Consider the following 24,176-nt stretch of genomic DNA (forward strand, 5'->3'; position numbering starts at 1 on the left):
GCACCGCGCCCTTCCGTCGTCCTGGCTATGCCCGCTCAGAAGCGGCTGCGCACCGTGATGCCATAAGTGCGCGGCTCGGCGAGATAGGCCGAGAAGAGCTGGTTCGACATGGCGCCGAACCGACCCAGTTGCGCGCGCGACTGGTGATTGGGGCTGGAGCTTTGCAGCGGGCTGTTGAAGGCGACCTGGCTATAGTCGCTGTCGAACAGGTTCTGCGCCCACAGCTCGATGGCCCAGGCCTGCCCCGGGCCGCGCAGGCCGATGCGGGCATTGGTGACGATGTAGCCGTCCTGCGCCTTTTCCGGATAGAGGTCCGAGCCGGTGTTATAGTCGCCGGTGATCCGGTTATCGACATAGACGAGGCCGCTGAAGCCGCCGCCCAGCTCCGGTGTCCAGGCAATGCTGCTGGTCGCCACCCAGCGCGGCGCGTTGCTGTTATCCTGCCCTTCGAGCAGGAACAGCGCGGGGTCGAGCGGCACCGAGCCATCCGCATTGCCGACGAGTTGGTCGGCGAACTTGGCGCGGGTATAGGTTACCCCCGCCGTGGCGCGCAGCGAGCGGACCGGTTGGACATAGGCCTCGATCTCGACGCCCTGGCTGATGAGGCCGGGCTTGGTCTCGGCGCAGGTGCCGTTCGCGGCCTTGGCGCCATCGCAGCCATTGATATTCTGGACGACGAAGCTGGTGCCGTTGAACGTGTTGAGCTGGAAGTTGCTGAACGCCTGCCGGAAGGCGGCGAGGTTGAAGCCCCATTCGCGGCGCGCATATTTGAGGCCGATCTCGTAAGCGTCGACCGTCTCTGCGCCGAAGGCGAGGCTCGCCGCATCGGCATTGCTGCGCGGCGAGAAGTAGGTGATCGGCGCGATGCCGGTGCCGACCCCGGTATTGCCCAACTCGAACCGGTCCAGATTGTAACCGCCAGCCTTATAGCCGCGCGAATAGCCGCCATAGACCATCAGGCCGCCGCCGACCTTGTAGGACAGGACAGCCGTGCCGGAGAATTTGCCCTCGGTCTGCCGGTCCTGCAGGTCGAGCGCGTTGAGGCCGGTGCTGGCATTGCCCAGGCAGCCGAGCGTGAGGATGCCGCCCGCCAGTTGCGCGGCCGAGCCGAGCGCCGGATTGGTCGCGATGCCTGGCAGGGCGGAGGCCTGCAAGGCGGCACAGGTCGCATTGTTATTGTTGAGATCGCCCGAGAAGCGCTTGGTCTCGCGCGTGTAGCGCACGCCCAGGGTCAGATCGAGCGCATCGGTGAGGTGGATGATGTTGTGGGTGAACAGCGCCCAGTTCTCGCTGCGCTGATAATAGCGGCTGTCGGTATCGCCGGCACCGTTGGGGATGGTCGCCAGCGCGGTAAGGCCGGTGCCGAGGCCGCCCGAAATCGCGCCCGCCTGCGCTGTCGCGGTCGCATTGGCCACCGTCGGCGAGGCGCCCTGGCTGATCGCCCGGGCGTAGATGGAGGCATAGAGGCCAGCATTCAGACTGGCTTGCGTTGCGCTGATCAGGTTGCCCACGTCCGGCGTGAGCGCGTTGCCGTCGATCGGCGCGGCGCACAGGCTGAGCTGGGCGGGTGAGAGATTGCTGGCGGCGCCGGTGCCGGCCATCAGGCGGCAGGCTGCGAAGCGGCCATAATCAGCACCGAAGCGGATGTTGTCGCGCAGTGTCAGCTTCTCATTGGCGTAATAGCCGCCCACCAGCCAGTCGAGCATGCCGCCCAGCGCCGAACCCTGCAGGCGCAATTCCTGCGTGAAGGTGCGGAACTGGCGGAAGGTGCCGGGGTCGCGATAGAGCAGGTCGGCGGTCGAATAATCATAATCGCCGTAATCCGACGACTTGTAGTCGCGATAGGCGGTGATGCTGGTCAGCTTGGCATTGCCGAAATCATAATTGATCTCGCCCGAGAGGCCCCAATCCTCCAGCTTGCTTACATAGTCCCGGCCCGGCGTGATGCTGATGTTCCGCTGATAGGGGTCCTGGGCATAGGGCGTGGGGCCATTGGGAAAGCGCGTGCCGAGCGCGCTCAGGATCGTGACGATGCGGTTTGTGGCGTTCTGCGTGTAATTGGTGGGCGAGCTGCCCACTTCCTCGCCGGTATCGATATAGACAGCGCCGCAGCAGCTTTCGTCGCGGTTGGTGTAGTCGCCGATCAGCCGGACGGAGAGCGCATCCGAGGGCTCGAAGAGCAGCTGCCCGCGCAGGAAGTAGCGGTTGCGGTCATTGGTATCGCCGATCTTGGCGCCCGAGGCGTCCACGATGTTCAGGAACCCGTCGCGCCGCGAATAGACGCCGTCGATGCTGGCGGCGATGGTCTCACTGAGCGGGCCGGTGATCCGCCCGGCGAGCCGCCAAGCTTCATAATTGCCGAAGCTGGCTTCCGCGCTGCCGCCCCACTGGAATTCCGGCGCCTTGCTGACAATGTTGAGCAGACCGGCCGAGGCATTGCGCCCGAACAGCGTGCCTTGCGGGCCGCGCAGCACTTCCACCCGCTCGATCTCGCCGAGATCGGTCAAGCCCGCGCCCGTGCGGGAGCGATACACGCCGTCGATGAACACCGCGACGGAGCTTTCCAGACCCGGATTGTCGCCCACCGTGCCGACACCACGGATGCGCGCGGCGCCATTGGCTTCCGATCCGGTGGAGGAGACGAGCAGCGAGGGCGCAAGCTGGTTGAGCTGGCGAATGTCGTTCGCGCCGCTGTTCTGCAGCGATTGGGCGGTCACGGCTGAGACGGCGATCGGCACATCCGAGAGCGGGCTGGCGCGCCGCGTGGCGGTGACGATGATCTCGCCCATATTGCTCTCATCGCCGCTCTGCGCGGTCGCATCGCTGGCGTCCTGAGCAAAGGCGGGGGTCGCAAGGGCGCATAGCAGTGCGGCAACACTGGCAGACGCAATGAGGGATGGCTTGGGCATCATTCGCTCTCCTGCACGTTTGTCCGGTCCGGCATTTGTGCCGGTTATTCGAGAGCATATGCCAATAGCCATGGGGCGCAACTCCCTCATTTCCGGGATTCATCGGTTTGTTGCATAAGGGTTACAGTCGGCGGAGGCCGCTTATCGCCAAAGAGCGAAACGCAGCAGCCGATCCTCCAGCGCGATAAGCGCTTCGCTGTTCCGGCCGACAAGAGAGGCGATTGCCGGTGACGCTGCGTCAAGGCCGCCGGTGAACGCCCCGAAGGCGGGCACGATAATCTTGCTGCCGCCCTTCACGAAGCAGCGCCGCGAGATATGTCGCCCGCGCAGGCTCATCCGCAACTTGGGATGAAAATGTCCGGAAATTTCCGGTCGCACCTCTCCGGGCATGGCTTCATGGCGCAATATGACGCCATCGACGAGCGCTTCTGCCCGATTTTCACCCCCCAGCGGCGAATCAACGCCCGAGGCGCCGAGGGGATCGTGATTGCCGGTGATCCAGGTCCAGCGATAGGTGGCCGTCAGCTGCGCGATCCGCGCGCGCGTCTCGCCGCTCATCCGCTCGTGCGCGCCGCCATCGTGGAAGCTGTCCCCCAGGCACCAGATCTCCCGCGGCTGGGTGAGGGCGATCACCGCCGTCAGCGCATCCAGCGTGGCGCGGCTGTCATAAGGCGGCAGCATCTGGCCGCGCCGGGCGAAGGCGCTGGCCTTCTCGAAATGAAGATCGGCAACGATCAGCGCGGCCCGTTCCTGCCAGAACAAGGCACCTTGGGGCAAAGCCTGCCAGCTCTGGCCGGCAAAGCTGAAGGCCGGGCCACAGCCTGCCGCGCGCGGCATGGGTTGATCGATGAGTGGGGACGACCTCATGGCCCTGCTATGCCGTCGCAGCGGGCAGGGCGCAATCGGGCAGTTGAACAAAAGTGGAACTTTTGCGATGGCCCGCAGGCTCTGGCTCTCCCCGCTCGGCTGGTGTAGGCGCGCGCCCATGTCGCACGAACCCGCATCCCTGCTGACCGTCGCCGCCTTCTACCGCTTCGCGCCCTTGCCCCACCCGGAGGCGCTGGCGACCGACCTGCGCGCGCTGGGCGCCACACTGGACCTCTCCGGCTCCATCATCCTGGCGCAGGAGGGCATGAACGGCACCATCGCGGGGTCGGCCGATGCGGTGGAGCGCCTGTTCGCGCGCCTGCGCGCCGAGCCGGGCTTCGCGCCCTTGGCGCCGCGCCTGCACAGCACGGAGCGGCATCCGTTCGCGCGCTGGAAAGTGAAGGTGAAGCCCGAGATCGTGACCATGGGCCGGCCCGGCGTCGATGCGGCGCAGGGCGCGGGCACGCATGTGCCGCCGGCGCAGTGGAACGCTCTGATCAGCGATCCGGACACGATCCTTATCGACACCCGCAATGATTATGAGGTGGCGCTGGGGCGGTTCGCCGGCGCGGTCGATCCCATGACGGCGAGCTTCGGCGACTTCCCGGCTTGGTTCGATGCGCAGGCGGCGCAATGGCGCGCGGAAGGCCGCAAGCCCCGGATCGCCATGTATTGCACCGGCGGCATACGCTGCGAGAAGTCGACGGCTTATGCCCGCGCGCAGGGTTTCGAGGAGGTCTATCACCTCAAGGGCGGCATCCTCGCCTATCTCGCGGAAGTCGAGGAGGCCGCCAGCCTGTGGGACGGCGCCTGCTTCCTGTTCGATGAGCGCGTCGGGATCACCCATGGCGAGCAGGTGGTCCCGGCCGCGCTGTGCCCGGCCTGCGGGCAACCGCTTGCCGGAGGCGCGGATGAGGGAGGCTCAGCGCCCGCTTGCGTCCGCTGCGCCGGTCTCGGCGAAGTCTAGCCTGCCCCGTCGCCGGGCATCGCCGCCGGCGAGGTGGAAATCGACATGCCGCTGGCCGAAATCGATCGCGATCCGGTCGAACAGGCGCAGCATCCCCATGCCCAGCAGCATGGCGGGCCGCTCGCCCAGACCAAGCTCGGTAAAGGGCGCGGCATCCAGGAACAGCATCGGCACATTGTCGAGCGTTGCGTCGCCGATGGTGAGTTGGCGGACGACGGCGAACTGGGCCGGCACATCGACACCGGTGACGCTGGTCAGCGCGGTCGGCGTTGGCGGCACCACCAGCCGCTTGGCCTTGAGGCTGCGGAACAGCGCCATATTGCCGACGCTCTGCTCGGCGCCGGTGTCCAGAATCACGTCTACCTTACGACCGTCCACCCGCGAGTTCATCAGGATCAGCTGGCCATAGCGGCTGCGCGCGCGCACCACGATGGCGTCCTTCTCGTCACGCACGGCGGATGAGCGGCGGCTGCGGCTGACTTCCATACGGCGCTGGTTGAAATCCAGGATCAGGCGCTTGTCCGCGAGGCTGTCCAGTCCGATGATCCCCAGGCTGCCCATGTCCGCGCGAGCGATAGTGAGCGCAGCGAGCGAACTGACCGCATGATCGCCAAAGCGCAGATCGCTCAATTGAACGGATGAGACCGTGACGCGCCCGGCCATGCTGATGATCTCGACCGGCTGGAGCGGCGGCAGCATCAGCCGCGTGGCCAGCTCCGTGGCGATGATGGTGCGCTGGGAGCCGGTGTCAATCATGAACGGATAAGGGCCGCGCTCGCCGATCCGCACCGGCATGGTCATCCGCATCCCCGGATCGCCGCCGATGGGCATGACCGGCTCGTTGAGGTCGAAGGTGCTGGGATCGACCGGTATCTCAGGACCACGCGGCGCGATGACGAAATGGTCGCTCCCGCTCGGGATCTGGCTGGCGATGCCGAACGGCCCGGTCAAAGCCGCAGCGGCCGTGATTACAGCCTTTGCCAGGGTCAGCCGAAGCGTCGAGCCGAAAACCATCCCCAAGGTCTCCCAAGACGGGCAGCTTATCACGATTTTGTGGTCCCGCCAAAAGGATCGAGGCGGGCGCAGGCGATGCTAGCCGGGCGGCGCGTCGGGCGTCATGGCAATGCGGGCGAGCGATTCGGCCTCCGCGAGCAGGCTGTCGTCGGTCTGCGGGCCGGCCACATGCTCGCGCCCGATCATGATTAGCACCGGCACGGCCAGCGGGCTCACCCGGTCGAGCGGCTTGTGCAGCATGGTGGCGCTGGCCCGGTCGATCAGCTCGCCGAGCCTTCCGACATCGGTCATGCGCGCGCGGGCATCGGCCCAGGCGGCCTTGAGCAGCAGATGCTCCGGCTCATAGCGGCGCAGCACGTCATAGATGAGGTCGGTCGAGAAGCTGACCTGCCGCCCGGTCTTGCGCGCGCCAGGCTGCTGGCGTTCGATGAGGCCGGAGATCACCGCCACGTCGCGAAAGGCCCGCTTGAGCAGGCTGCTTTCCTCGACCCAGGCGATGAACTCACGGTCCAGAATGTCGGCGGAAAAGAGCGGGCGGGGGTCGGTAACGGGCTCCAGGCCGTAGACGGCCAGCGCATAATCGTTGGACACGAAGCCGACGGGCTTGAGGCCGCGCTCTTCCATGCGGCGGGTGAGCAGCATGCCGAGCGACTGATGCGCGTTCCACCCCTCGAAGCTGTAGACCACCATATGGTGCAGCCCCTCATGCGGGAAGGTTTCGACCAGCAACTGCTCGGGCTGCGGCAGCACGGAGCGGACCGCCTGCATCGCCAGCCATTCATGAACGTCGGGCGGGAAGCGGTTCCATTGCGTCGGATCGGCCAGGAAAGCGCGCACGCGGCCGGCCAGATGCGTCGACATTGCCATGCGCGTGCCGCCCCAGCTGGGAATGCGGGCCTGCTGCGATGTCGCCTTGACGAACAACTCGGCCTCGGTCTGGCGGACCAGCTCCAGCGAGAGGCCGGAGAAGAAGAAGCGATCGCCCGGGCTGAGCGTCGCGGCAAAGCTCTCCTCCACCGTGCCGAGCTTGCGACCGTTGCTGAAGCGCACATCAAGCGCCGGCTGGTCGACGATGATGCCGGCGTTCAGCCGATGCTGCTGGGCAAGGCGGGGATGGGCAATGCGCCAGAGGCCTTCGGGCGTGCGGACGAGGCGCTGGAACCGGTCATAAGCGCGCAGCGCATAGCCACCGGTGGAAACGAACTGGAGAATGTCCTCAAGCTGGGCCGCGTCCAGCCAATCATAAGGCGTGGCGGTGCGGATTTCGGCCAGCAACGCGGTGGGATCGAGCGGGCCGGCGCAGGCCAGCCCCATGATGTGCTGCGCCAGTACATCGCGCGCGCCGGGGCGGAAATCGTCGGCATCGCGCTCGCCGCTCATCACGGCGTCCCAGGCAGCCTGCGCTTCGAGATATTCGAAGCGGTTGCCGGGGATGACGATCGCCTTGCTCGGCTCGTCCATCCGGTGATTGGCGCGGCCGATGCGCTGGAGCAGGCGCGAGCTGCCCTTCGGCGCGCCCATCTGGATCACGCAGTCGATATCGCCCCAATCGATGCCCAGATCGAGGCTAGCGGTGGCGACAAGGCCGCGCAGCTTGCCGGCCGCCATCGCGGCCTCCACCTTGCGGCGCGCCTCGCGGGAGAGGCTGCCATGGTGTATGCCGATGGGCAGCGTATCCTCATTCTCCGCCCACAATTCCTGAAAGATGAGTTCGGCCAGGCCGCGCGTGTTGCAGAACACCAGCGTCATGCGGTGCTGGCGGATGATGTCGATCACCTGACCCGCCGCATATTTGCCGCTGTGGCCGGACCAGGGCACGCGGTCCTGCGGCATCAGAATGGTGAGGTCCGGCGCGGCGCCCGGCTCGCCTTCGACCAGCGCCACTTCCGCCTGCGCGCCGGCGGGCGCCAGCCACCGGCGATAGGCATCGGGGTCGCCCACGGTTGCCGACAGGCCGACGCGGCGAAGGTCGGGGGCGATGCTCTGCAGGCGAGCGAGGGACAGGGCCAGCAGATCACCGCGCTTGCCGCTCGCGAAGGCATGGATCTCATCGATGATGACGGTTTTAAGGGACGCGAAGATCAGGTCCGCGTCCGGGTAGCTCAGCAGCAGGGAGAGCGATTCGGGCGTGGTGAGCAGGATGTGAGGCGGCTTGGCCCGCTGCCGCGCCTTGCGGTCCGATGGCGTATCGCCACTGCGCGTCTCGATGCGGATCGGCAGGCCCATCTCGCTGACGGGCGTGAGCAGGTTGCGCTGCACATCCACGGCCAGTGCCTTCAGCGGGGAGATGTAGAGGCTGTGCAGACCCTCAGTCGGCGCATCCGCGAGGTCGGCCAGTGTGGGCAGGAAGCCGGCGAGTGTCTTGCCGGCTCCAGTGGGCGCGACGAGCAGGGCATGGCACCCCGCTTGAGCCGCCTCCAGCATCGCCTGCTGATGCCGACGGACGGACCAACCCCGCCGGTCGAACCACCCGGTGATGAGGGGCGGCAGAGATGGGGTCATGTGCGCGCGCGGGGCCATGCCTTCAATGTGGATGCCCCGTCATGCTTACTCAAGCCCGGGTGGAATAGGGCTCCTTACCATCCCGGCGCTTGTCTTCACGGTCGAGACTGTCGCGCAGGTCCTTGGCGGCGCGGTCGCTCCGCGCTTCGTCGCCCGGCTTGGTATCGCGCTTGTTGCGCCAGATTGCGTAGACCAGCACCGCGGCAAACAGGACTGGCCCGACAACGGTCATGAGGCTCCAGAGGCTGCCCATGTTTCTCTCCTATTTTCCAAACCCATTAAACGCATGGGCGCCGCCTGAGTTTCGCGGCTGGCCGCGCAGCGGGTTCGGCGCACCTCGCTACGTGACGGATGGCGGTGCGGTAAGCCAAAAAAAAGGCCGCCCCGAAGGACGGCCTGGAAGTTTTAGGAGAGGATGCCTGAAAGGCAGGAACTGTATGCGTTACATACGAATTTCCTGCAATTGCGAAATGAAGAGTGTTGATTGCACAATTTGCAATCGACCTCTTCAGTCTACGCATCTGGTTGACGTTAATGCCCAGCGGCGGGACCACGCTGCAGACCAGAAAGTGCAAGCTGTTCATCGACTTGCGCCAGCAGGCGGTCCAGCGCGTCGGCGTCGCGCGCCTCCGCGCGGGCGACCAGAACGTCCTGTGTGTTGGACGCACGCAGCAGCCACCAGCCGTCCGGCGTGGTGACGCGCGCGCCATCCGTGGAATCGATCGTCGCACCGGATTCGGCGAGTCGGCGCAGCACTTCCTCGATTACGGCGAACTTCCGGCTCTCATCGACCTGAAAACGCAGCTCCGGCGTGTTGACCATGGCCGGCATGGCGCCGCGCAGCAGCGTGACACTGCGCCCCAGCGTGCTGGCAGCGCGAATCAGGCGGACGGCCGCGTACAGGGCGTCGTCGAAGCCATAATATTCGTGCTTGAAGAAGATGTGCCCGCTCATCTCGCCGGCAAGCGGGCTGCCCGTCTCCTTCATCTTGGATTTGACGAGGCTGTGGCCGGTCTTCCACATCAGCGGCTTGCCGCCCAACTCCGCCACCCGGTCGAATAGCGCCTGGCTGGCCTTCACATCGGCGATGATCGTGGCGCCCGGTTCAGCGGCGAGCACCGGCTCGGCGAGAATGGCAAGAAGCTGGTCGCCCCAGATGATGCGCCCCTCGCCATCGATGGCGCCGATCCGGTCGCCATCGCCGTCGAAGGCGAGGCCGAAATCGAGGCCCTTCTCCGCGACCAGCGCGCGCAGGTCGACGAGGTTCTTCTCCTCGGTGGGGTCCGGGTGGTGATTCGGGAAATGTCCGTCGACATCGGTGAACAGCGTGTGGTGCTCGCCGGGCAGCAGCTTCACCAGCCTGTCGATCACCGGGCCGGCGGCGCCGTTGCCGGCATCCCAGCCAATCTTGTAGGCTTGGCCGTCGAAGCCTTCCATCAACCGGGCGACATAGCGGTCGAGAATGTCGACCTGCTCGCTGCCGGCGCTGCCCTCGACCCAATCGCCGGCCGCCGCCATCGTGCCTAGGCTCTGGATGTCCTTGCCGAAGAAGGGGCCTTTCTGGAGCACCATCTTGAAGCCATTGTAATTGGCCGGGTTGTGGCTGCCGGTGATCTGGATGCCACCGTCCACATCCAGCACGGCCTCGGCATAATAGAGCATCGGCGTCGGGCCAAGGCCGATGCGGACCGCGTGAATGCCGCTGTCGTTGAGACCGCGCACCAGGGCCTCCTCCAGCATCGGCGAGGAGAGGCGCCCGTCATAGCCGACCGCGACGGCGCGTCCGCCCAGCCGCGCGACGCGGGTGCCGAAGCCCCGGCCGATGGCATAGGCATCCGCCTCGCCCAGCGTTTCATCGATGATGCCGCGAATGTCATATTCGCGCAGCGTGGTCGGATGGAATTGATGCGTCATGGAAAGTCCCGGAGAAGGTCGAAGGAAAGCGAACCGGCTAGCTTATGTTTCTTGCGATTTTAGCAACGTATCACGCGCAGCATTGATCCGCGCGGCGAGGCCGGGCGATCCGCCGGCGTCCGGATGATTTCTGGCGATGAGCTTGCGATGCGCGGCGATGATCTCGTCGCGGCTGGCATTGATCGACACGCCAAGCAGGTCGGCCGCTTCCGCGCGGCTGAGATCGCGCGCGCTCAGCGGAGCGGGGGAGGGCGCGCGCCCGCCTGCCAGACTGTCCCCAAAGCGCAGCCACAGGCCGGAGACGGTCGCGACCAGCGCGCCTGTCACCGCCATGCCCTTGGTCATCATGATCGTGCCGATCAGCGTGCCGGCGACGCCCAGCCAGGCCGCCGGCACCTTGCGCCCGCTCTTGCGGAGGCGGTACCAGAACCAGAAGCCCAGCCCGCCCAGTGCGACAGCGAGCAGCAGCATGCCTCAGGCGGCGCTCTTTTTCTGGGGAGCCCCGCCGAGCATCGGCAGCGCAAGGCCGGCGATCATCTCGCGCAGTTCCTGCCGTGCCGCCAGATGGCTGACGCCGAGCTCACCGAGATGGCCGCGATCGAGCAAAGTCAGGCCCGAGGGGAAAAGTTCGCGGAAGATCACGCGCTCGGACAGGCCGGGAATGACGCGGAAGCCCACGCGGCGGGCGAGTTCCGAGAGCGCATCGCCCACGCGCTTCTGGTTGCGCGCTTCCATGTGATGCAGGCGGTTACGCAGCACCACCCAGTCGATCGAGGCGCCATCGGCCTTCGCACGGGTCTTGCGGGTTTCCCACATCAGCTCCGAGTAGAAGCTCAGCCGCTTGACCTTGAAATTCTCAGGATCGACCTGCCCGATGAGGTCGAAATCGACAAAGCTGTCGTTCATCGGCGTGACGAGCGTGTTCGCCGCCGCCGCGGCATAACGCGCCATCGGATCATCGCGGCCGGGCGTGTCGATGATGACGACCTGCGCCTGGCTGGCGGCCTTGGCGATGGCCTCGTTCAGGCCCGCAGTGCTGTCGCCATCATAAACGGCGTAGCTGGGGGAGGGCAGGTCCACCTCACGGCGGCGCGCTGTCGCCTCGCGATTCTCCAGGTAGCGAGCAGAGGTGCGCTGCCGGTGATCGAGGTCGATCAAGGCCACGGACACGTCCTGCGCAGCCAGCGCGACGGCGGTGTGGACGCAGGTGGTGGATTTGCCTGTGCCACCCTTTTCATTGGCAAAGACGATGAGATGCGGCGCGGCGCTGGACATGGGCTGGGTCGAAACTCTTCCTGGGTGGTTACGGCCTCTTGACCGTCCGGTCAGGACAAGCGAAGCCAGCCCCGACCTTCTCCGCCGGCCTTATCGGAGCCTCGTGCCGCGTGCAAATCTTCCGTGACCTTCCCTCGATCAGAACCGGTCTCGCCTCGCTGCGGGCGGATGCGGGCCGCATTGCCTTCGTCCCCACCATGGGCGCGCTGCACGCCGGGCACATGGCGCTGATCGCGGAAGCGCGGCGCCGGGCGAGCCATGTCGTCGCGTCGATCTTCGTCAACCCCACCCAGTTCGGCCCCAATGAAGATTTGTCGGCCTATCCCCGCCGCGAGGAGAGCGATGCCGCGATGCTGGCGCAGGCGGGTGTTGCCGCCCTGTGGCTGCCGGACGTTGCAACCATGTATCCCGCCGGCTTCACCAGCCATGTGAATGTCGATGGCCTGTCCGCCCGGCTGGATGGCGAATGGCGGCCCGGCCATTTCGAGGGCGTGGCGACGGTCGTCGCCAAGCTCTTCAATCAGGTCCGGCCGGACATCGCCTGTTTTGGCGAGAAGGACTATCAGCAGCTTGCCATCATCCGGCGGATGACGCGCGACCTCGATCTGGGGGTCGAGATCGTCGGCGTCGAGACGCAGCGCGACCATGACGGCCTCGCCCTCTCGTCTCGCAACGTCTATCTCACTGCTGACCAGCGCGCGCGCGCGGCGGCCTTGCCGGAGACGTTGGTGGGGGCCGGGGAAGGCATCAGCGCCGGTGAGGATGTTGCCGCCGTGCAGGCCTGGGCGATCCGCTATCTGCTCGATTCGGGCTTCGATTCGGTCGATTATTTCCTGCTCAGCGATGCTGACACGCTGGAGCCGATGACCAGGCTGGACCGGCCCGCCCGCCTGCTGGTGGCGGCGCGGATCGGCAGCACCCGCCTGATCGACAATATCCCCATCCACCCCTGAAGACATGCCCCGGAAAAATCGGGTGCAAACATCCCTTCTGCTACGTTAACCATTTCGCAAGAGCTGGCGTGCTTGGTTGCGGTATCGCGAACCTGTGTTTGGGGGGAATTCGTGGGTACAAGCATGAACAATGCCAGGGTCCTGATCGAAAGCCGCACGCGCGCCGCGCTCGGCAATGCGCAGGCCTGTTTCGATCTCGGCGTGGCTTATAGCTGCGGCACCGGGGGCCTGTCTGTCGATCTTGTCGAAGCGCATCGCTGGTTCAATCTGGCTGCACAGGCAGGGAGCCGCGAGGCACAGACCTGCCGCGCTGAAATCGCCGAGGAAATGACCGCGCGGGAAATCGCCGAGGCCCAGCGCCTCGCGCGCGCCTGGACGATCGAGACCAGTCAGCGCGTCGCGGCCTGATCGGCTTTAGCCCGCGTCTCCGCCCTTGCGGAACGGCGCGCGTTCATCCAGCCATTCTCGTTCATCCGCGACGGCGGCGGCCTCACGCTCGACGAAGTCCGCCACGGCGCGCCTGAAATCGGGATGCGGGATGTAATGCGCTGAATAGGTAGGCATCGGCCGATAGCCGCGCGAGAGCTTGTGCTCGCCCTGTGCGCCGGCTTCGACGCGGGCTAGGCCCCGCGCGATGGCGACGTCGATCGCCTGATAATAGCACAGCTCAAAGTGGAGCAACGGCACCTCCTCGTTGCAACCCCAGTAACGGCCGTACAGCGCATCGCCGCCGATGAGGTTGAGCGCCCCGGCAATCGGCCTTCCGTCGCGATAGGCGAAGATCAGCAGAACCCGGTCTGCCATGCGCGCGCCGAGCAGCGAGAAGAAGGCGCGGGTGAGATAGGGGCGGCCCCATTTGCGGCTGCCGGTATCCTGGTAGAAATCCCAGAACGCATCCCAATGATGCTCCTCGATGGCGTCGCCGGTCAGGTGCCGGATGTCCAGCCCGGCCTGCGCCTTGGCCCGCTCCTTTCGCAGATCCTTGCGGTGGCGGCTGGAGAGGCGGGCGAGAAAATCATCGAAGCTGGCATAGCCTTCATTGGCCCAGTGGAACTGGCTGCCCTGGCGGATGAGCCACCCCGCCGCGCGGTAGAGCGCGCATTCCTCCGGCGTTATGAAGGTCGCGTGGGCGGAGGACAGCTCATTCTGGTCCACCACCGCTTCGATGCCCGCGATCAGCGAGGGGCCTTTACTGGCGTCGCGCAGGAGCAGGCGCGGGCCCGGCACGGGGGAGAAGGGCGCGGCGATCTGCAGCTTGGGATAATATTGCCCGCCCGCGCGCTCCCAGGCGTCGGCCCAGCCATGGTCGAACACATATTCGCCCTGACTATGCCCCTTGAGATAGGCCGGCGCTGCGGCGATCAGGGTGCCACGGCCGTCCTGAATGGTGATCGGCGCTGGCGACCATCCCGTGCCGGGGCCGACGCTGCCCGATTCTTCCAGGATGGAGAGGAAGTCGTGGCTGACGAAGGGATTATCCGGGCCCGCGCAAGCGTCCCACTGCGCCTTGTCCAGCGCTGTGACGGATTGGGTGAGGTGGACAGTGAGCGCGTCGCTCATGAGGCCGGCGCCTCTCGGTGCGCCAGTGAGGGCAGAGAGCGAAACGGAGCGACGTCGTGCAGCACGTGCCGAACATGGGGCGTCTGGCGCGAAATTGCCAGTGCCCGCAGGTTCATCGCGCCCAAGGCCGCCAACATGCGGGCCGGGCGCGGTAGCTCAGTCGCGAATCTGCACGATGGCGTCGATTTCCACCGATGCATCCAGCGGCAGCACTGGTACGCTCACGGCGCTGCGGGCGTGGCGGCCGGCATCGCCGAAAATGCGGACCATCATCTCCGAGGCACCATTGGCGACCTTGGGCTGATCGGTGAACTCTGCGGTGCTGGCCACAAAGGCGCCGAGCTTCACGATGCGCTCGACCCGGTCGAGATCGCCGCCCAGCGCCGCTTTCATCTGCGCCACCAGCATCAGGGCGCAGCGTTCTGCAGCCGCGACGCCCCAATCGAGATCGCGCTCGCCGCCGATCTTGCCTTTCATCAGGGCGCCATCGGCCGCGAAGGGCAGCTGGCCACTGATGTGCAGCAGGTTGCCGGTCTGCACCGCAGCCACATAAGCGGCGACGGGGGCGGCTGCTTGCGGAAGGGAGATGTTCTCCGCGGCGAGGTGTTGGTCGATCTTGCTCATGGGCGGAGCCAGAGCATGAGGCCGCAGACGCGTCAAGACCGGCTAGGACAACGCCCCGGTGGCAATCGCGTCATACTCGTCGATGCGGGCCATGATCCATGCCTCGGCACGGTCCCAGTCGTCGATCCGCTCATGCGCCTCGCGCACCGGCTCGACATGGGGGGCGAACTCGGGCTCGCCGACCATGTGCAGCCGCCAGCATTCCGGCACGTCCTGCGCAACAGAAACATGATTGGCACCCAGATCGTCGATGAAGATGCTCAGGCCCGGCTTGCGCTCGTCCAGCAGCTTGCGCACCGCCGGCCCCTTGCCGCCGCGATTGCCGATCACCGGATAGGGGAGGCCGTGCGCATGGATCTGGTCGGCGCGGGCCTGCGCGCGTTCCTCGCCGATATTGGTGACGATCACGATGTCTGCCCGCTGTGCGATTCGCGCCATCGATTCCACCGCGCCGCGAATTGGCGTCTGGCGATGCATCTCCGTCTCGAAGAAGGCGCCCAGCAACGTCCAGACCAGTTCGCGCTCGATCAGGTCGCCGCTGGTCTTGTGGCGCAGTGCACGCTCGAAACCGCCGGAGAAGCTGAAGTCGATGCCGTGCTGCTCTTCCAGCCAAGACCGGAAGGGGACGACCATGTGCATCAGCACTTCGTCGCAATCGCTGATGATGAGCGGACGGCTCATCGGCCGAGCCGCTCGCGTGCGGCGACGAGATCGGCCGGCGCGACCGCCAGTGCCTCCGCGCAGGCCAAGAGGTCCGGCTCGTGATTGATGACGAAATCCATCAGCGCACCCAGCGTGGCGGAATCGGTAAGGGCTTGCCGCAGCACATCCGGCTCCAGCCCGGTGAGACTGAGCATCCGTTCGGCACGGACCGAATCGGCCACAATCCATCCCACGAGGCGCAGCGCCATGGTTTCATCATCTTGAGGGATCGGATAGGTCCGCATTGTTCACCTGTATGCCGGGCAGCGGGAGGTTCTCCCCTGCGCGGCTGCAAAAATGGCTTCGTCCATCGGCATAAGGACTGTTCGTGTCAAAACGCATATTGGTTGTCGAGGACAATGAGCTCAACATGAAGCTCTTTTGCGACCTGCTCCGCGCGCATGGGCATGAGACAGAGCCGGTGCGAGACGGGCGGGAGGCCTTCGCCCGCGCATCCGCCTTCCAGCCCGATCTCATCATCACGGACATCCAGCTGCCGCATGTGAACGGTCTGGACCTCATCGCCTCCTTCCGCGCGGACGCGGCTCTGGCAGAGACGCCGATCATGGCTGTGACGGCCTATGCCGCCCCGGGCGATGAAGCGCGGATTCGGGAGGCAGGGGCGAATGCCTATGTCTCCAAGCCGATTTCGGTGCTCATGTTCATGAATGTCGTCAACGGACTCATCGCGCCGACTGCGCTGGCGAGCTGAGCCTACCCGGCCCGCCATCGCCCCACTTCATCGTCACGCTGCCGCACGCAAAAAGGCCCGGATCGCGCGATCCGAGCCTGAAGCGTCATGCACAAGCGAGCGGACCGACAGGCCCGCCGCGGCACTTACTTAATCTTGGCTTCCTTGAACTCGACGTGCTTGCGCACGACGGGATCATATTTGCGGAAGGTGAACTTCTCGGTCTGCGTGCGGGGGTTCTTCTTGGTCACGTAGAAGAAGCCCGTGTCAGCGGTGCTGACCAGCTTGATCTTCACTGTGGCGGGCTTCGCCATGGCCAATTCCTCAAATAATTGAGCGACCTCCCTGCAGGCAGGTGCGGTGCGCTGACATACATGCAAAAGACGGGCTCCGCCTCTGGCGAGACCCGTTCGGCGGCGGCCAATGCGGGAAAAGCCGGCCCTTGTCAAGGGAAGGAGTCGCCGCAGTCGCCGCTCTTCGCTGCAAAACCGAAGCTTAACGATGGGCGCTTATGGTGCCGTTGTCACAAGCCTGACTCGCGAGGCTGGCAAGAACCGATTCGCGATGGACAAGGCGGGATGGGAGAATCGGGATGTATCAAGGCTCGGACCGTCTGGTTCGCGATCAGATGCTTGGCCGCATTGAGGCACTGGAGGGGGCTTGCACGGGCCTGTCCCTCTTCTCCCTGTGCGAGCGGCTGGAAGATTTGCGGCTGTTCGCGCGCCGGCATGACTTTGCCGCGGTGGAAGGGCTGGCCAGCCTGCTGGAGTCGGTCGTGGCCTATAACGGCCACCGTCAGGTCGCGCAGACCTATCTCACGCTCATGCGGGACGCTGCCCAAGGCGATTCGGCTGCGCCGCAGGCCGCGCGCGTCTACCTTGCCGCGGCCGCCCTGCGGGGGTGTCGCTGATCGCTTCATTGCGGCAGCGCATCACCATTGATTGATTTCGTCGATCAATCTGTGCGGGCCTATCTGTTCGTCATTCCGAGTTCCATCTGGCATAAGCGGGGCGTGGGGAACGTTCGACGTTCCGGAATTTACGTCAGACACATCAACCATTGGAGGCCTTTCATGACAGACAAAGCGCTCAAGACGCCCACGGACCTGAAGGGAAATGCCATCAAGGCCGTCGCTGACGCGCTGAACGGCCTGCTGGCCGATAGCTATGCGCTTTACCTCAAGACCAAGAATTTCCACTGGCATGTCTCCGGCCCGCATTTCCGCGACTATCACCTGATGTTCGATGAACAGGCGGCCGAGATTCTCGCGACGACGGATCTGATCGCCGAGCGGATTCGCAAAACCGGCAACACTGCGCTGCGCTCCATTGGCGACATCGCCCGCAAGCAGAGCATTCAGGATAACAATGACGACTTCGTCTCCGCTGCGGACATGCTGGCGGAGCTGCGGGCCGACAATATGGCGCTGGTGGAATCGCTGCGTGCCGCCAAGGAACTGGCCGAGGCCGCCGGCGACAATGCAACCGACGGGCTGATCGACGACTGGACCGATCAGGCCGAGCAGCGGGCGTGGTTCATGTTCGAAACGAGCCGCAACGGCTGATCCATTTGGACTGAGCCATCGCCGCGCTGCAGTTGTGGCGATTGACACACAAAAAGGGCCGGGATTTTCATCCCGGCCCTTTTTCTTGCGAAGTGAGTCGCCTGTTACTCGGACTTGGGCTCGAGATTCACGGCGGCATATTTGCCACGACGGTCGACTTCCAGTTCGAAGTCCAGACGGTCGCCTTCCTGCAGCGAAACCATGCCGGCACGCTCGACAGCACTGATGTGCACGAACGCATCGGGCTGGCCGTCATCGCGCTGTATGAAGCCGAAGCCCTTCATGGCGTTGAAGAACTTCACCGTGCCGCTGGCCCGCTCACCGGTGAGCTGACGCGACGGTCCGCCACGCTGCTCGGCCGGCGCGCGGTCTGCAGCGCGCTCGGGAACCGGGAGCGGCTCGCCGTCGATCACCAGATCGGTTGCGGAAATCTTGCCGCCACGGTCCACCAGCGTGAACTTGAGCTGCTGCCCTTCGGCGAGGCCGGTCAGGCCAGCCTGCTCGACAGCGCTGATGTGCACGAACACGTCTTCCGCGCCATCGTCACGGACGATGAAGCCGAAGCCCTTCTGGGCATTGAAGAACTTGACCGTGCCGGAGCCTTCGCCAACGACCTGCGCGGGCATGCCGCCACGACCGCCGCCGCCGCCACCACCGCCACGGAAGCCGCCGCCACCGCCGCCGCCGCTGCGGAAACCGCCGCCGCCACCGCCGCGGTCACCGAAACCGCCGCCACCGCCGCCGCCGCCGAAGCCGCCGCCGCCGCCGAAGCCGCCGCGATCACCGCCGCCGCGAGGTCCACCGTAACTGCTGCCACCATATTCCGGAAAGGCGTCGAACTGGGGTTCTCCGAAGCTGTCCCGCTTGTCCCTGCCGCGACCGCGGCGCCCTCTATCAAAACTCATGCCCTGTTAATCACTTTCGCTCGTCCACTCTCGATCCGCACCCATGCCGGACGACATGCACAGGGACTCGACCAAGGCCACACTCGGCCAAGCATCGCTATAGCGGCCTTTTTCGCAAAGCGCGAATGATTTTGGCGCAATTGCCGCGCTGAACGTCGATCCCGCTCGCGGGCGACATCGGCCCGATCCGCAGCTCTGGGGAGGCGCTCTGCCGTCTTGCCTTTTTCGGAGGTTTCCCTGGCCCGGTCATGCAGCTAAGAGGAGCGGCATGACCGTTTATTTTCATGAAGAAGACCTGCCTGCCGATGTGCTCGCGCCGGGCGCCGTTGCCATCGATACCGAGACGATGGGCCTGATCACCCCGCGCGACCGCCTGTGCGTCGTGCAGATCAGCGATGGGCAGGGCGATGAGCACCTCGTCCGCTTCTCGCCGGGGAGCAGCTATGCCGCGCCGAATCTGCGGGCGGTGATCGCCGATCCCACGCGACTCAAGCTCTTCCACTTCGGCCGCTTCGACATCGCGGCGCTTCAGCATTATCTCGGCGTGCTGGCAGCGCCGGTCTACTGCACCAAGATCGCCTCACGCATGGTGCGTACCTATACCGATCGCCACGGCCTCAAGGAGCTGGTCCGCGAGCTTCTGGGCATGGACATCAGCAAGCAGCAGCAGAGTTCTGACTGGGGCGGCCCGGTGCTGAGCGAGGCGCAGCGCGATTATGCTGCGTCCGACGTGCGCTTTCTCCACCAGTTGAAGGCGGAGCTGGATATAAGGCTGGAGCGGGAAGGGCGCACTGCGCTCGCCCAGGCCTGTTTCGACTTCCTGCCGCACCGGGCGCTGCTGGATCTCGCCGGCTGGCCGGAGACAGATATTTTCGCCCATGCGTAAAGGGCGTGCCCTGCGCGGGACGTCCGGGTCCGAGGACGAGCTGGCGCCGTCGGCGCTGGCACGGGCCGAGCACAGCCGGCTGCAGCGCTGGGCCGCGCCCGGCGGCAGCCATGACCGGCTGGTGACCCTGCTCAAGCGGGTATTGCCGATCTCTGCCGGTGTGCTGGGCGCCTTCCTGCTGGCGGCGCCGTTCACCCACCAGACCGAGGTCAGCTTCGTGCTCGACAAGAACAAGGTGGACGTCGCGAGCGAGCGGTTGAAGGTGACCGAGGCGCTGTATCGCGGCGAAGATGGCGAGGGCCGGCCCTTCTCGCTGCGTGCCGGCTCTGCGCTGCAAAAGACCTCGCGCGATCCGATCGTGCAACTCAACGAGCTGGAGGCACGCCTGCAGATGGAAGGCGGCGGCGCCGTGGTCACCGCGCGGCAAGGCAATTACAACATCGAGAACGAGACGGTCGCGGTCAACGGGCCGATCCAGTTCCAGAGCGCCAATGGCTATCGGCTGACCACGCGCGATGTGGACATTCGCCTGCAGGAGCGGGATTTGCGCAGCCGGGGCGATGTCGAGGGGCGGATGCCGACCGGCACGTTCCGCGCGGATCATCTCAAGGCCGATCTGGAGGGGCGCACCGTCACGCTGGAGGGCAACGCCCGCTTGCGCATGGAGCAGGTCGGGCGCTAAGGGCAATGTCGATGCGCAGACCCTTCTTTCTTGTCGCTGCCGGCGCCCTGGCCGGGTCCACTCTGGTCGCGATTGCCGGCGTTGCCGATGCGCAGGTTCTGCGGGGGCATAATACGCGCGCGCCGGTCGATTTCTCGGCGGACCGCATCGAGGTGCAGGATCGCGCCGACCGCGTCGTCGTCTCCGGCAATGTGCAGGTGACGCAGGCCGGCATGACCATGACGGCGCAGCGCCTCACCGTGGCCTATCACAACACCGGCGGCATCGAGATCGATCGACTCGACGCATCGGGCGGTGTCGTGGTGACGCGCGGCAATGAGCGGGCCAGCGGCTCGGTCGCCATTTACGATCTCAATCGCCGGCTGATCACCATGATCGGCAATGTGCAGCTCAATCAGGGCGGCAACCGCCTCACCGGCTCGCGGCTCGTCATCGATCTGGCCAGTGGCCGCTCGACGGTGGATGGCTCTGCCGCTGGCGGCGCGCCGGGCACCACCCAGTCGGGTGGTCGCGTCTCCGGCACGTTCCAGGTTCGCCAGAGCGGCGATCAGTAGGAAAAGGCCGGAAGCGGCGCCAAAAAGCTTGCCTTTTTCGCTGCCTTGAACGATTCGGTCTCCATGCAATTTTCCTGCCAGATCGTGGAAGCTGCGGAGGAACGTCGGTTCGACAGGGCCGGCGATCAGGATGATCTGGAAATGAGGACAAGGCGATGAGTGAGGCAGACACGATGCGCGATCCCGCAGTCGCGGACGACACCGCCGGCGCGGCGGAGGATCATCGCCTGCAGGTCATTTCCATCGCCAAGAGCTACGACAAGCGCACCGTCCTCGCCGACGTCAGCCTGGAAGTCGGCCATGGCGAAGTCGTCGGGCTGCTCGGGCCGAACGGCGCGGGCAAGACGACCTGCTTCTATTCCATCATGGGGCTGGTGAAGCCCGATTCGGGCCGCATCCTGCTGGAAGGCACCGATATCACCGGCCTGCCCATGTATCGCCGCGCGATCCTGGGTCTGGGCTACCTCCCGCAGGAAACCTCTATCTTTCGCGGCATGACCGTGGAGCAGAACATTCTCTCGGTGCTGGAACTGGCCGAGCCGGACAAGGCGGCGCGGGCACAGAAGCTGGAGACGCTGCTGGAGGAATTCGGTCTCGCCCGCCTGCGCGCGAGTTCGGCGATGGCGCTTTCCGGCGGTGAGCGGCGGCGCTGCGAAATCGCGCGGGCGCTGGCGGCCAATCCGTCCATCGTGCTGCTCGATGAACCCTTCGCCGGCATCGACCCGCTCTCCATCGCGGACATTCGCGATCTGGTGAAGGATCTCAAGACGCGCGGCATCGGCGTGCTCATCACCGATCACAATGTCCGCGAGACGCTGGAGATCGTCGATCGCGCCTGCATCATCTACGATGGCAAGGTGCTGTTTGCCGGTAGCCCCGCCGAACTGGTCGCCAATGCCGATGTCCGCCGCCTCTATCTGGGCGAGAGTTTCTCGCTGTGATGGCGGGCCGGTCGCGGACAGGCTGAGGGGCAGCACCACCCATGGCGATGGCGCCTCGCCTCGATCTTCGGCAAAGCCAGTCGCTGATGATGACGCCGCAGCTCCAGCAGGCGATCAAGCTGCTGGCGCTGTCCAATCTGGAGCTTGAGGCATTCATCGGCGGCGAGCTGGAGCGCAATCCGCTGCTGGAAGCCGGCACGGACATCGCGCTGCCCGCGCGCGAGCAGGCTGAGCTGCCGGACGGCGTCGAGCCGCGATCGGGCCCCGACGCTCCGGCCGACGTGCTGATCGGCAAGGGCAGCGGCGAGGCGGACGGGCCGCTGGATGTCGATCACGGCGCCGAGACCTTCATCGATGACGGCCCCGGCGACCGTGCGCTGGCGGGCGGGGCGGACCCTGGCCGGTCCTCCGCTGACTTCGGTGCGGACGGACCGGATTTCGACAGTTTCGCCGCGCCCGAGCAAGGGCTTTACGAGCATCTGATGCACCAGGCCGGTGCTGCGCTCTCCGGCCGGGCACTGATGATCGCCGAGCAGCTGATCGGCCAGATCGACGATGCCGGCTATCTGGAAGCCGATCTGCTGGAGACCGCCTACCGGCTGGGCGTGCCGCTGGCGGAGGTGGAGGCGGTGCTGGCCGTCATCCAGGGGTTCGATCCCGCCGGCATCGCGGCGCGCAGCCTCAGCGAATGCATCGCGCTGCAAGCCAAGGAGGCGGATCGCTACGACCCGGCCATGGCGACGCTGATCGCCAATCTCGACATTCTCGCCAAGGGCCAGATCGCGCATCTGCGCCGGATTTGCGGGGTGGACGAGGAGGATATGGCGGACATGATCCGCGAGCTGCGCGGCTATGATCCCAAACCCGGCCTGCGCTATGCCAATGATCGGCCTGCCGCCGTGGTGCCGGATGTGCTCATCGCGCCTGCGGGTAATGGCTGGTCCGTGGAGATCAACGGTGCGACGCTGCCGCGCATCCTCGTCAATCGCCGCTATCATCACCAATTGGCGAGCGGCGCGCGGGACAAGACGTCCAAGGCCTGGGTGTCGGATTGCCTTGCCAGTGCCAACTGGCTCATCAAGGCGCTCGATCAGCGCCAGCGCACTATCCTACGGGTGACCGAGGAAATCCTGCGGCGGCAGGAGGGCTTCTTCCGCCATGGCGTGGCCCATCTGCGACCGCTTACGCTGCGCGTGGTGGCCGAGGCGGTGGGGCTGCACGAGTCCACGATCAGCCGGGTGACGAGCAACAAATATCTGTCTTGCCCGCGCGGGACCTATGAACTCAAATTCTTCTTCACCAGCGCAATCGCCGCGGCCGATGGCGGCGAGGCAGCCTCTGCCGAGGCTGTGAAGAGCCACATCAAACAGTTGATCGCGGATGAGCCGCCAAATGCGATCCTCTCTGACGACTCCCTGGTCGATCTGCTACGTGAGCGCGGCTTCGACATCGCGCGGCGCACGGTGGCCAAATATCGTGAGGCCATCGGGCTGGGGTCGTCCGTCCAGCGCCGCCGGCAGAAAGCCCTGGGCGGGCGATAACCGCGCCGCTTAGTCGAGCACGCGGGACATACGGCGGCCAGCAAGGATGCCGAGCACCAGGAAGATCCCGAACAGCGCAAGGGCAATGAAGAACAGCACCTTCGCAATCCCGACGAACGCTCCCGCGACGCCGCCAAAGCCCATCAGGGCGGCCGCACCGGCGATGAGCAGGCTGAGGATGGCAAGACGGATCATGACGGGCTCCTGTTGCTGACAGGGGTTTTAACGTCTCGCGCCCGGCGGCGGTTCCCGGCTGGGCGCGGGAGGACGAGACGCGCGCGGCTCTCCCTACGCAAATCTGCCAAACCCGGCCAGCCGGGGTGCCCATCGGCGGGCGGCATTGCTTCATCACTGTTGATGCGCGAAGGCACCTTGCGAAACCCGTGCGACCCCGCTAGGGCGCACGGCTCCAGTGCATGCGGAGCGGTGGCCGAGTGGTCGAAGGCGCTCGCCTGGAAAGTGAGTATACGTCAAAAGCGTATCGAGGGTTCGAATCCCTCCCGCTCCGCCAAGTTCTAATCCCACTCTCTCCCGAGCCGTCCCCAAGACCCCAGCTAACTGCGGGTTTGAAGGGCGCTTCGTATCCCTGTGCGTCCCACATCGTCCAGTCCGACATTTTTGCCAATGTGGGACTAAATCTCATGATTCAAGGGATGAAAAAAGCACTTCGAACGGGCTCGCGAAGCCCAAGGGCAAACAGCGCCGCGTCAGCCTTGGCGACGTACTCGTCCGGCTCGATCGGCGGGGAGGCACAAGGAGCTGGGTGTGCCGGGTCCAGAAGGACGGTGTACGCCGGGACTTCAGCCGAGGTAGTTGCCAGAAAGTCAGTCTGGCGCAGGTCCGCGAGCTGGCTCAGGAAATCCGCGAACAGGTCGAGATCGGCATCGACCCGCATTTCGAGCGGCGCAAGCGTCAGACCGTGCCGACCTTCATCGAGGCCGCCGCCAAGACCTACGAAATCCATTCGAATACATGGCGCAACGGCAAGCATCACGCGCAGTGGACGCGGACGCTCGAACTCTAGGCCTTTCCGCATATCGCAAAATTCAAGGTCGACTAGATCAACGGCCCGATGATCCGCGACCTGCTTGCGGAAATTTGGCTCGCCAAGCCCGAACGGCCCGT

At 65.6% G+C, this 24,176-nt stretch carries 27 protein-coding genes and 1 tRNA gene; 13 read left to right on the forward strand and 15 right to left on the reverse strand.

Features of this window, described 5'->3' with window-relative positions; genetic code table 11:
• Positions 1-35: 35 nt before the first annotated feature.
• A complete protein-coding gene (locus M2337_RS05015; RefSeq protein WP_264571922.1) occupies positions 36-2,912 on the reverse strand; it encodes a TonB-dependent receptor in 2,877 nt (958 codons plus the stop codon).
• Positions 2,913-3,050: 138 nt separating this feature from the next.
• Entirely contained in the window at positions 3,051-3,776 is a 726-nt protein-coding gene (gene pdeM, locus M2337_RS05020) for a ligase-associated DNA damage response endonuclease PdeM (protein ID WP_413715149.1), read from the reverse strand.
• Between the two features lie 118 nt (positions 3,777-3,894).
• Here pdeM and M2337_RS05025 point away from each other — a divergent pair, with 118 nt between their 5' ends.
• Entirely contained in the window at positions 3,895-4,743 is an 849-nt protein-coding gene (locus tag M2337_RS05025) for a rhodanese-related sulfurtransferase (RefSeq protein ID WP_264571923.1), read from the forward strand.
• Here the strand turns inward: M2337_RS05025 and M2337_RS05030 are convergent.
• The 6 genes from M2337_RS05030 to M2337_RS05055 form a co-directional block, all read right to left on the reverse strand.
• The gene (locus M2337_RS05030; protein WP_264571924.1) at positions 4,699-5,757 is read right to left on the reverse strand and encodes a retroviral-like aspartic protease family protein; all 1,059 of its coding nucleotides are present in this window, start codon (positions 5,755-5,757) and stop codon (positions 4,699-4,701) included. The genes M2337_RS05025 and M2337_RS05030 overlap by 45 nt on opposite strands.
• Before the next feature lie 78 nt (positions 5,758-5,835).
• Complete coding sequence (locus M2337_RS05035; protein WP_264571925.1) at positions 5,836-8,259, reverse strand: ligase-associated DNA damage response DEXH box helicase; 2,424 nt, start codon at positions 8,257-8,259, stop codon at positions 5,836-5,838.
• Positions 8,260-8,308: 49 nt separating this feature from the next.
• Positions 8,309-8,512, reverse strand: coding sequence for a hypothetical protein (locus M2337_RS05040; protein WP_264571926.1), 204 nt, complete (start codon positions 8,510-8,512; stop codon positions 8,309-8,311).
• Between the two features lie 278 nt (positions 8,513-8,790).
• Positions 8,791-10,173 (reverse strand): phosphoglucomutase/phosphomannomutase PgmG, encoded by a 1,383-nt coding sequence (gene pgmG / locus M2337_RS05045; protein ID WP_264571927.1) that lies wholly within the window; start codon positions 10,171-10,173, stop codon positions 8,791-8,793.
• A gap of 42 nt (positions 10,174-10,215) precedes the next feature.
• Positions 10,216-10,644 carry a molecular chaperone DnaJ gene (locus M2337_RS05050; RefSeq protein WP_264571928.1) on the reverse strand — a complete coding sequence of 143 codons (429 nt, stop codon included), beginning with the start codon at positions 10,642-10,644 and terminating at the stop codon, positions 10,216-10,218.
• Positions 10,645-10,647: 3 nt separating this feature from the next.
• On the reverse strand, positions 10,648-11,448 hold the full coding sequence (locus M2337_RS05055; RefSeq protein ID WP_181558565.1) for a division plane positioning ATPase MipZ: 801 nt from the start codon (positions 11,446-11,448) through the stop codon (positions 10,648-10,650).
• 110 nt (positions 11,449-11,558) lie between these two features.
• Between M2337_RS05055 and panC the strand changes: the two genes are divergently transcribed.
• On the forward strand, positions 11,559-12,401 hold the full coding sequence (panC, locus tag M2337_RS05060; RefSeq protein WP_264571929.1) for a pantoate--beta-alanine ligase: 843 nt from the start codon (positions 11,559-11,561) through the stop codon (positions 12,399-12,401).
• Positions 12,402-12,512: 111 nt separating this feature from the next.
• Positions 12,513-12,809: a hypothetical protein gene (locus M2337_RS05065; protein WP_264571930.1), complete on the forward strand. Its 297-nt coding sequence runs from the start codon at positions 12,513-12,515 to the stop codon at positions 12,807-12,809.
• Between the two features lie 6 nt (positions 12,810-12,815).
• Here the strand turns inward: M2337_RS05065 and M2337_RS05070 are convergent, their stop codons facing one another.
• From M2337_RS05070 to M2337_RS05085, 4 genes are all read right to left on the reverse strand, one after another.
• Complete coding sequence (locus M2337_RS05070; RefSeq protein WP_264571931.1) at positions 12,816-13,961, reverse strand: GNAT family N-acetyltransferase; 1,146 nt, start codon at positions 13,959-13,961, stop codon at positions 12,816-12,818.
• Between the two features lie 156 nt (positions 13,962-14,117).
• Complete coding sequence (locus tag M2337_RS05075) at positions 14,118-14,585, reverse strand: RidA family protein (protein ID WP_264571932.1); 468 nt, start codon at positions 14,583-14,585, stop codon at positions 14,118-14,120.
• Between the two features lie 42 nt (positions 14,586-14,627).
• Positions 14,628-15,266, reverse strand: a complete 639-nt coding sequence (locus tag M2337_RS05080; RefSeq protein WP_264571933.1) for an HAD family hydrolase — start codon at positions 15,264-15,266, stop codon at positions 14,628-14,630.
• Positions 15,263-15,532, reverse strand: coding sequence for a DUF3572 domain-containing protein (locus M2337_RS05085; protein WP_264571934.1), 270 nt, complete (start codon positions 15,530-15,532; stop codon positions 15,263-15,265). Before M2337_RS05085 ends, M2337_RS05080 begins: the two co-directional genes overlap by 4 nt.
• Positions 15,533-15,615: 83 nt before the next feature.
• Between M2337_RS05085 and M2337_RS05090 the strand changes: the two genes are divergently transcribed.
• On the forward strand, positions 15,616-15,999 hold the full coding sequence (locus M2337_RS05090) for a response regulator (RefSeq protein ID WP_181558572.1): 384 nt from the start codon (positions 15,616-15,618) through the stop codon (positions 15,997-15,999).
• Positions 16,000-16,124: 125 nt separating this feature from the next.
• Here M2337_RS05090 and rpmG read toward each other — a convergent pair whose 3' ends face one another.
• Positions 16,125-16,292 (reverse strand): 50S ribosomal protein L33, encoded by a 168-nt coding sequence (gene rpmG, locus M2337_RS05095; protein ID WP_181558573.1) that lies wholly within the window; start codon positions 16,290-16,292, stop codon positions 16,125-16,127.
• Positions 16,293-16,570: 278 nt separating this feature from the next.
• Here rpmG and M2337_RS05100 point away from each other — a divergent pair, with 278 nt between their 5' ends.
• On the forward strand, positions 16,571-16,888 hold the full coding sequence (locus M2337_RS05100; RefSeq protein WP_264571935.1) for a hypothetical protein: 318 nt from the start codon (positions 16,571-16,573) through the stop codon (positions 16,886-16,888).
• A gap of 162 nt (positions 16,889-17,050) precedes the next feature.
• Entirely contained in the window at positions 17,051-17,542 is a 492-nt protein-coding gene (locus M2337_RS05105; protein ID WP_264571936.1) for a Dps family protein, read from the forward strand.
• Between the two features lie 104 nt (positions 17,543-17,646).
• On the opposite strand, the gene M2337_RS17265 is transcribed toward M2337_RS05105, so the two are convergent.
• Positions 17,647-18,447 carry a cold-shock protein gene (locus M2337_RS17265; RefSeq protein WP_319799458.1) on the reverse strand — a complete coding sequence of 267 codons (801 nt, stop codon included), beginning with the start codon at positions 18,445-18,447 and terminating at the stop codon, positions 17,647-17,649.
• 268 nt (positions 18,448-18,715) lie between these two features.
• Between M2337_RS17265 and M2337_RS05120 the strand changes: the two genes are divergently transcribed.
• The 5 genes from M2337_RS05120 to rpoN all read left to right on the forward strand — a co-directional run bounded on the left by M2337_RS05120 (position 18,716) and on the right by rpoN (position 23,051).
• Positions 18,716-19,333, forward strand: coding sequence for a ribonuclease D (locus M2337_RS05120; RefSeq protein WP_181558577.1), 618 nt, complete (start codon positions 18,716-18,718; stop codon positions 19,331-19,333).
• Positions 19,326-20,015 (forward strand): LPS export ABC transporter periplasmic protein LptC, encoded by a 690-nt coding sequence (gene lptC / locus M2337_RS05125; protein WP_181558578.1) that lies wholly within the window; start codon positions 19,326-19,328, stop codon positions 20,013-20,015. Before M2337_RS05120 ends, lptC begins: the two co-directional genes overlap by 8 nt.
• An 11-nt stretch (positions 20,016-20,026) precedes the next feature.
• Positions 20,027-20,569 carry an LptA/OstA family protein gene (locus M2337_RS05130; RefSeq protein ID WP_264571937.1) on the forward strand — a complete coding sequence of 181 codons (543 nt, stop codon included), beginning with the start codon at positions 20,027-20,029 and terminating at the stop codon, positions 20,567-20,569.
• Positions 20,570-20,742: 173 nt separating this feature from the next.
• Positions 20,743-21,510, forward strand: coding sequence for an LPS export ABC transporter ATP-binding protein (gene lptB / locus M2337_RS05135; RefSeq protein ID WP_264572359.1), 768 nt, complete (start codon positions 20,743-20,745; stop codon positions 21,508-21,510).
• 41 nt (positions 21,511-21,551) lie between these two features.
• On the forward strand, positions 21,552-23,051 hold the full coding sequence (gene rpoN / locus M2337_RS05140; RefSeq protein ID WP_264571938.1) for an RNA polymerase factor sigma-54: 1,500 nt from the start codon (positions 21,552-21,554) through the stop codon (positions 23,049-23,051).
• A gap of 9 nt (positions 23,052-23,060) precedes the next feature.
• Here the strand turns inward: rpoN and M2337_RS05145 are convergent, their stop codons facing one another.
• Positions 23,061-23,246 carry a DUF1328 domain-containing protein gene (locus M2337_RS05145; RefSeq protein WP_264571939.1) on the reverse strand — a complete coding sequence of 62 codons (186 nt, stop codon included), beginning with the start codon at positions 23,244-23,246 and terminating at the stop codon, positions 23,061-23,063.
• A 225-nt stretch (positions 23,247-23,471) separates the two neighbouring features.
• Here M2337_RS05145 and M2337_RS05150 point away from each other — a divergent pair.
• Positions 23,472-23,562 (forward strand) — tRNA-Ser (locus tag M2337_RS05150).
• Between the two features lie 75 nt (positions 23,563-23,637).
• Positions 23,638-24,075: an Arm DNA-binding domain-containing protein gene (locus M2337_RS17295; protein ID WP_413716244.1), complete on the forward strand. Its 438-nt coding sequence runs from the start codon at positions 23,638-23,640 to the stop codon at positions 24,073-24,075.
• Positions 24,076-24,176 lie beyond the last annotated feature (101 nt).

It is taken from the genome of Sphingobium sp. B2D3A (assembly GCF_025961795.1).
Classification (GTDB): Bacteria; Pseudomonadota; Alphaproteobacteria; order Sphingomonadales; family Sphingomonadaceae; genus Sphingobium.

What these genes read in the sequence shown, in the direction of transcription:
- rpoN (WP_264571938.1), top strand. Translation starts at nt 21,552, where the DNA reads ATGGCGATGGCGCCTCGCCTCGATCTTCGGCAAAGCCAGTCGCTGATG.
- lptB (WP_264572359.1), top strand. Translation starts at nt 20,743, where the DNA reads ATGCGCGATCCCGCAGTCGCGGACGACACCGCCGGCGCGGCGGAGGAT.
- M2337_RS05055 (WP_181558565.1), bottom strand. Translation starts at nt 11,448, where the DNA reads ATGTCCAGCGCCGCGCCGCATCTCATCGTCTTTGCCAATGAAAAGGGT.
- M2337_RS05035 (WP_264571925.1), bottom strand. Translation starts at nt 8,259, where the DNA reads ATGACCCCATCTCTGCCGCCCCTCATCACCGGGTGGTTCGACCGGCGG.
- M2337_RS05070 (WP_264571931.1), bottom strand. Translation starts at nt 13,961, where the DNA reads ATGAGCGACGCGCTCACTGTCCACCTCACCCAATCCGTCACAGCGCTG.
- M2337_RS05075 (WP_264571932.1), bottom strand. Translation starts at nt 14,585, where the DNA reads ATGAGCAAGATCGACCAACACCTCGCCGCGGAGAACATCTCCCTTCCG.
- lptC (WP_181558578.1), top strand. Translation starts at nt 19,326, where the DNA reads ATGCGTAAAGGGCGTGCCCTGCGCGGGACGTCCGGGTCCGAGGACGAG.
- M2337_RS05080 (WP_264571933.1), bottom strand. Translation starts at nt 15,266, where the DNA reads ATGAGCCGTCCGCTCATCATCAGCGATTGCGACGAAGTGCTGATGCAC.
- M2337_RS05015 (WP_264571922.1), bottom strand. Translation starts at nt 2,912, where the DNA reads ATGATGCCCAAGCCATCCCTCATTGCGTCTGCCAGTGTTGCCGCACTG.
- M2337_RS05030 (WP_264571924.1), bottom strand. Translation starts at nt 5,757, where the DNA reads ATGGTTTTCGGCTCGACGCTTCGGCTGACCCTGGCAAAGGCTGTAATC.
- M2337_RS05040 (WP_264571926.1), bottom strand. Translation starts at nt 8,512, where the DNA reads ATGGGCAGCCTCTGGAGCCTCATGACCGTTGTCGGGCCAGTCCTGTTT.
- M2337_RS05145 (WP_264571939.1), bottom strand. Translation starts at nt 23,246, where the DNA reads ATGATCCGTCTTGCCATCCTCAGCCTGCTCATCGCCGGTGCGGCCGCC.
- pdeM (WP_413715149.1), bottom strand. Translation starts at nt 3,776, where the DNA reads ATGAGGTCGTCCCCACTCATCGATCAACCCATGCCGCGCGCGGCAGGC.
- M2337_RS05120 (WP_181558577.1), top strand. Translation starts at nt 18,716, where the DNA reads ATGACCGTTTATTTTCATGAAGAAGACCTGCCTGCCGATGTGCTCGCG.
- rpmG (WP_181558573.1), bottom strand. Translation starts at nt 16,292, where the DNA reads ATGGCGAAGCCCGCCACAGTGAAGATCAAGCTGGTCAGCACCGCTGAC.
- M2337_RS05130 (WP_264571937.1), top strand. Translation starts at nt 20,027, where the DNA reads ATGCGCAGACCCTTCTTTCTTGTCGCTGCCGGCGCCCTGGCCGGGTCC.
- M2337_RS05105 (WP_264571936.1), top strand. Translation starts at nt 17,051, where the DNA reads ATGACAGACAAAGCGCTCAAGACGCCCACGGACCTGAAGGGAAATGCC.
- M2337_RS05085 (WP_264571934.1), bottom strand. Translation starts at nt 15,532, where the DNA reads ATGCGGACCTATCCGATCCCTCAAGATGATGAAACCATGGCGCTGCGC.
- M2337_RS05100 (WP_264571935.1), top strand. Translation starts at nt 16,571, where the DNA reads ATGTATCAAGGCTCGGACCGTCTGGTTCGCGATCAGATGCTTGGCCGC.
- M2337_RS17265 (WP_319799458.1), bottom strand. Translation starts at nt 18,447, where the DNA reads ATGAGTTTTGATAGAGGGCGCCGCGGTCGCGGCAGGGACAAGCGGGAC.
- pgmG (WP_264571927.1), bottom strand. Translation starts at nt 10,173, where the DNA reads ATGACGCATCAATTCCATCCGACCACGCTGCGCGAATATGACATTCGC.
- M2337_RS05050 (WP_264571928.1), bottom strand. Translation starts at nt 10,644, where the DNA reads ATGCTGCTGCTCGCTGTCGCACTGGGCGGGCTGGGCTTCTGGTTCTGG.
- M2337_RS05025 (WP_264571923.1), top strand. Translation starts at nt 3,895, where the DNA reads ATGTCGCACGAACCCGCATCCCTGCTGACCGTCGCCGCCTTCTACCGC.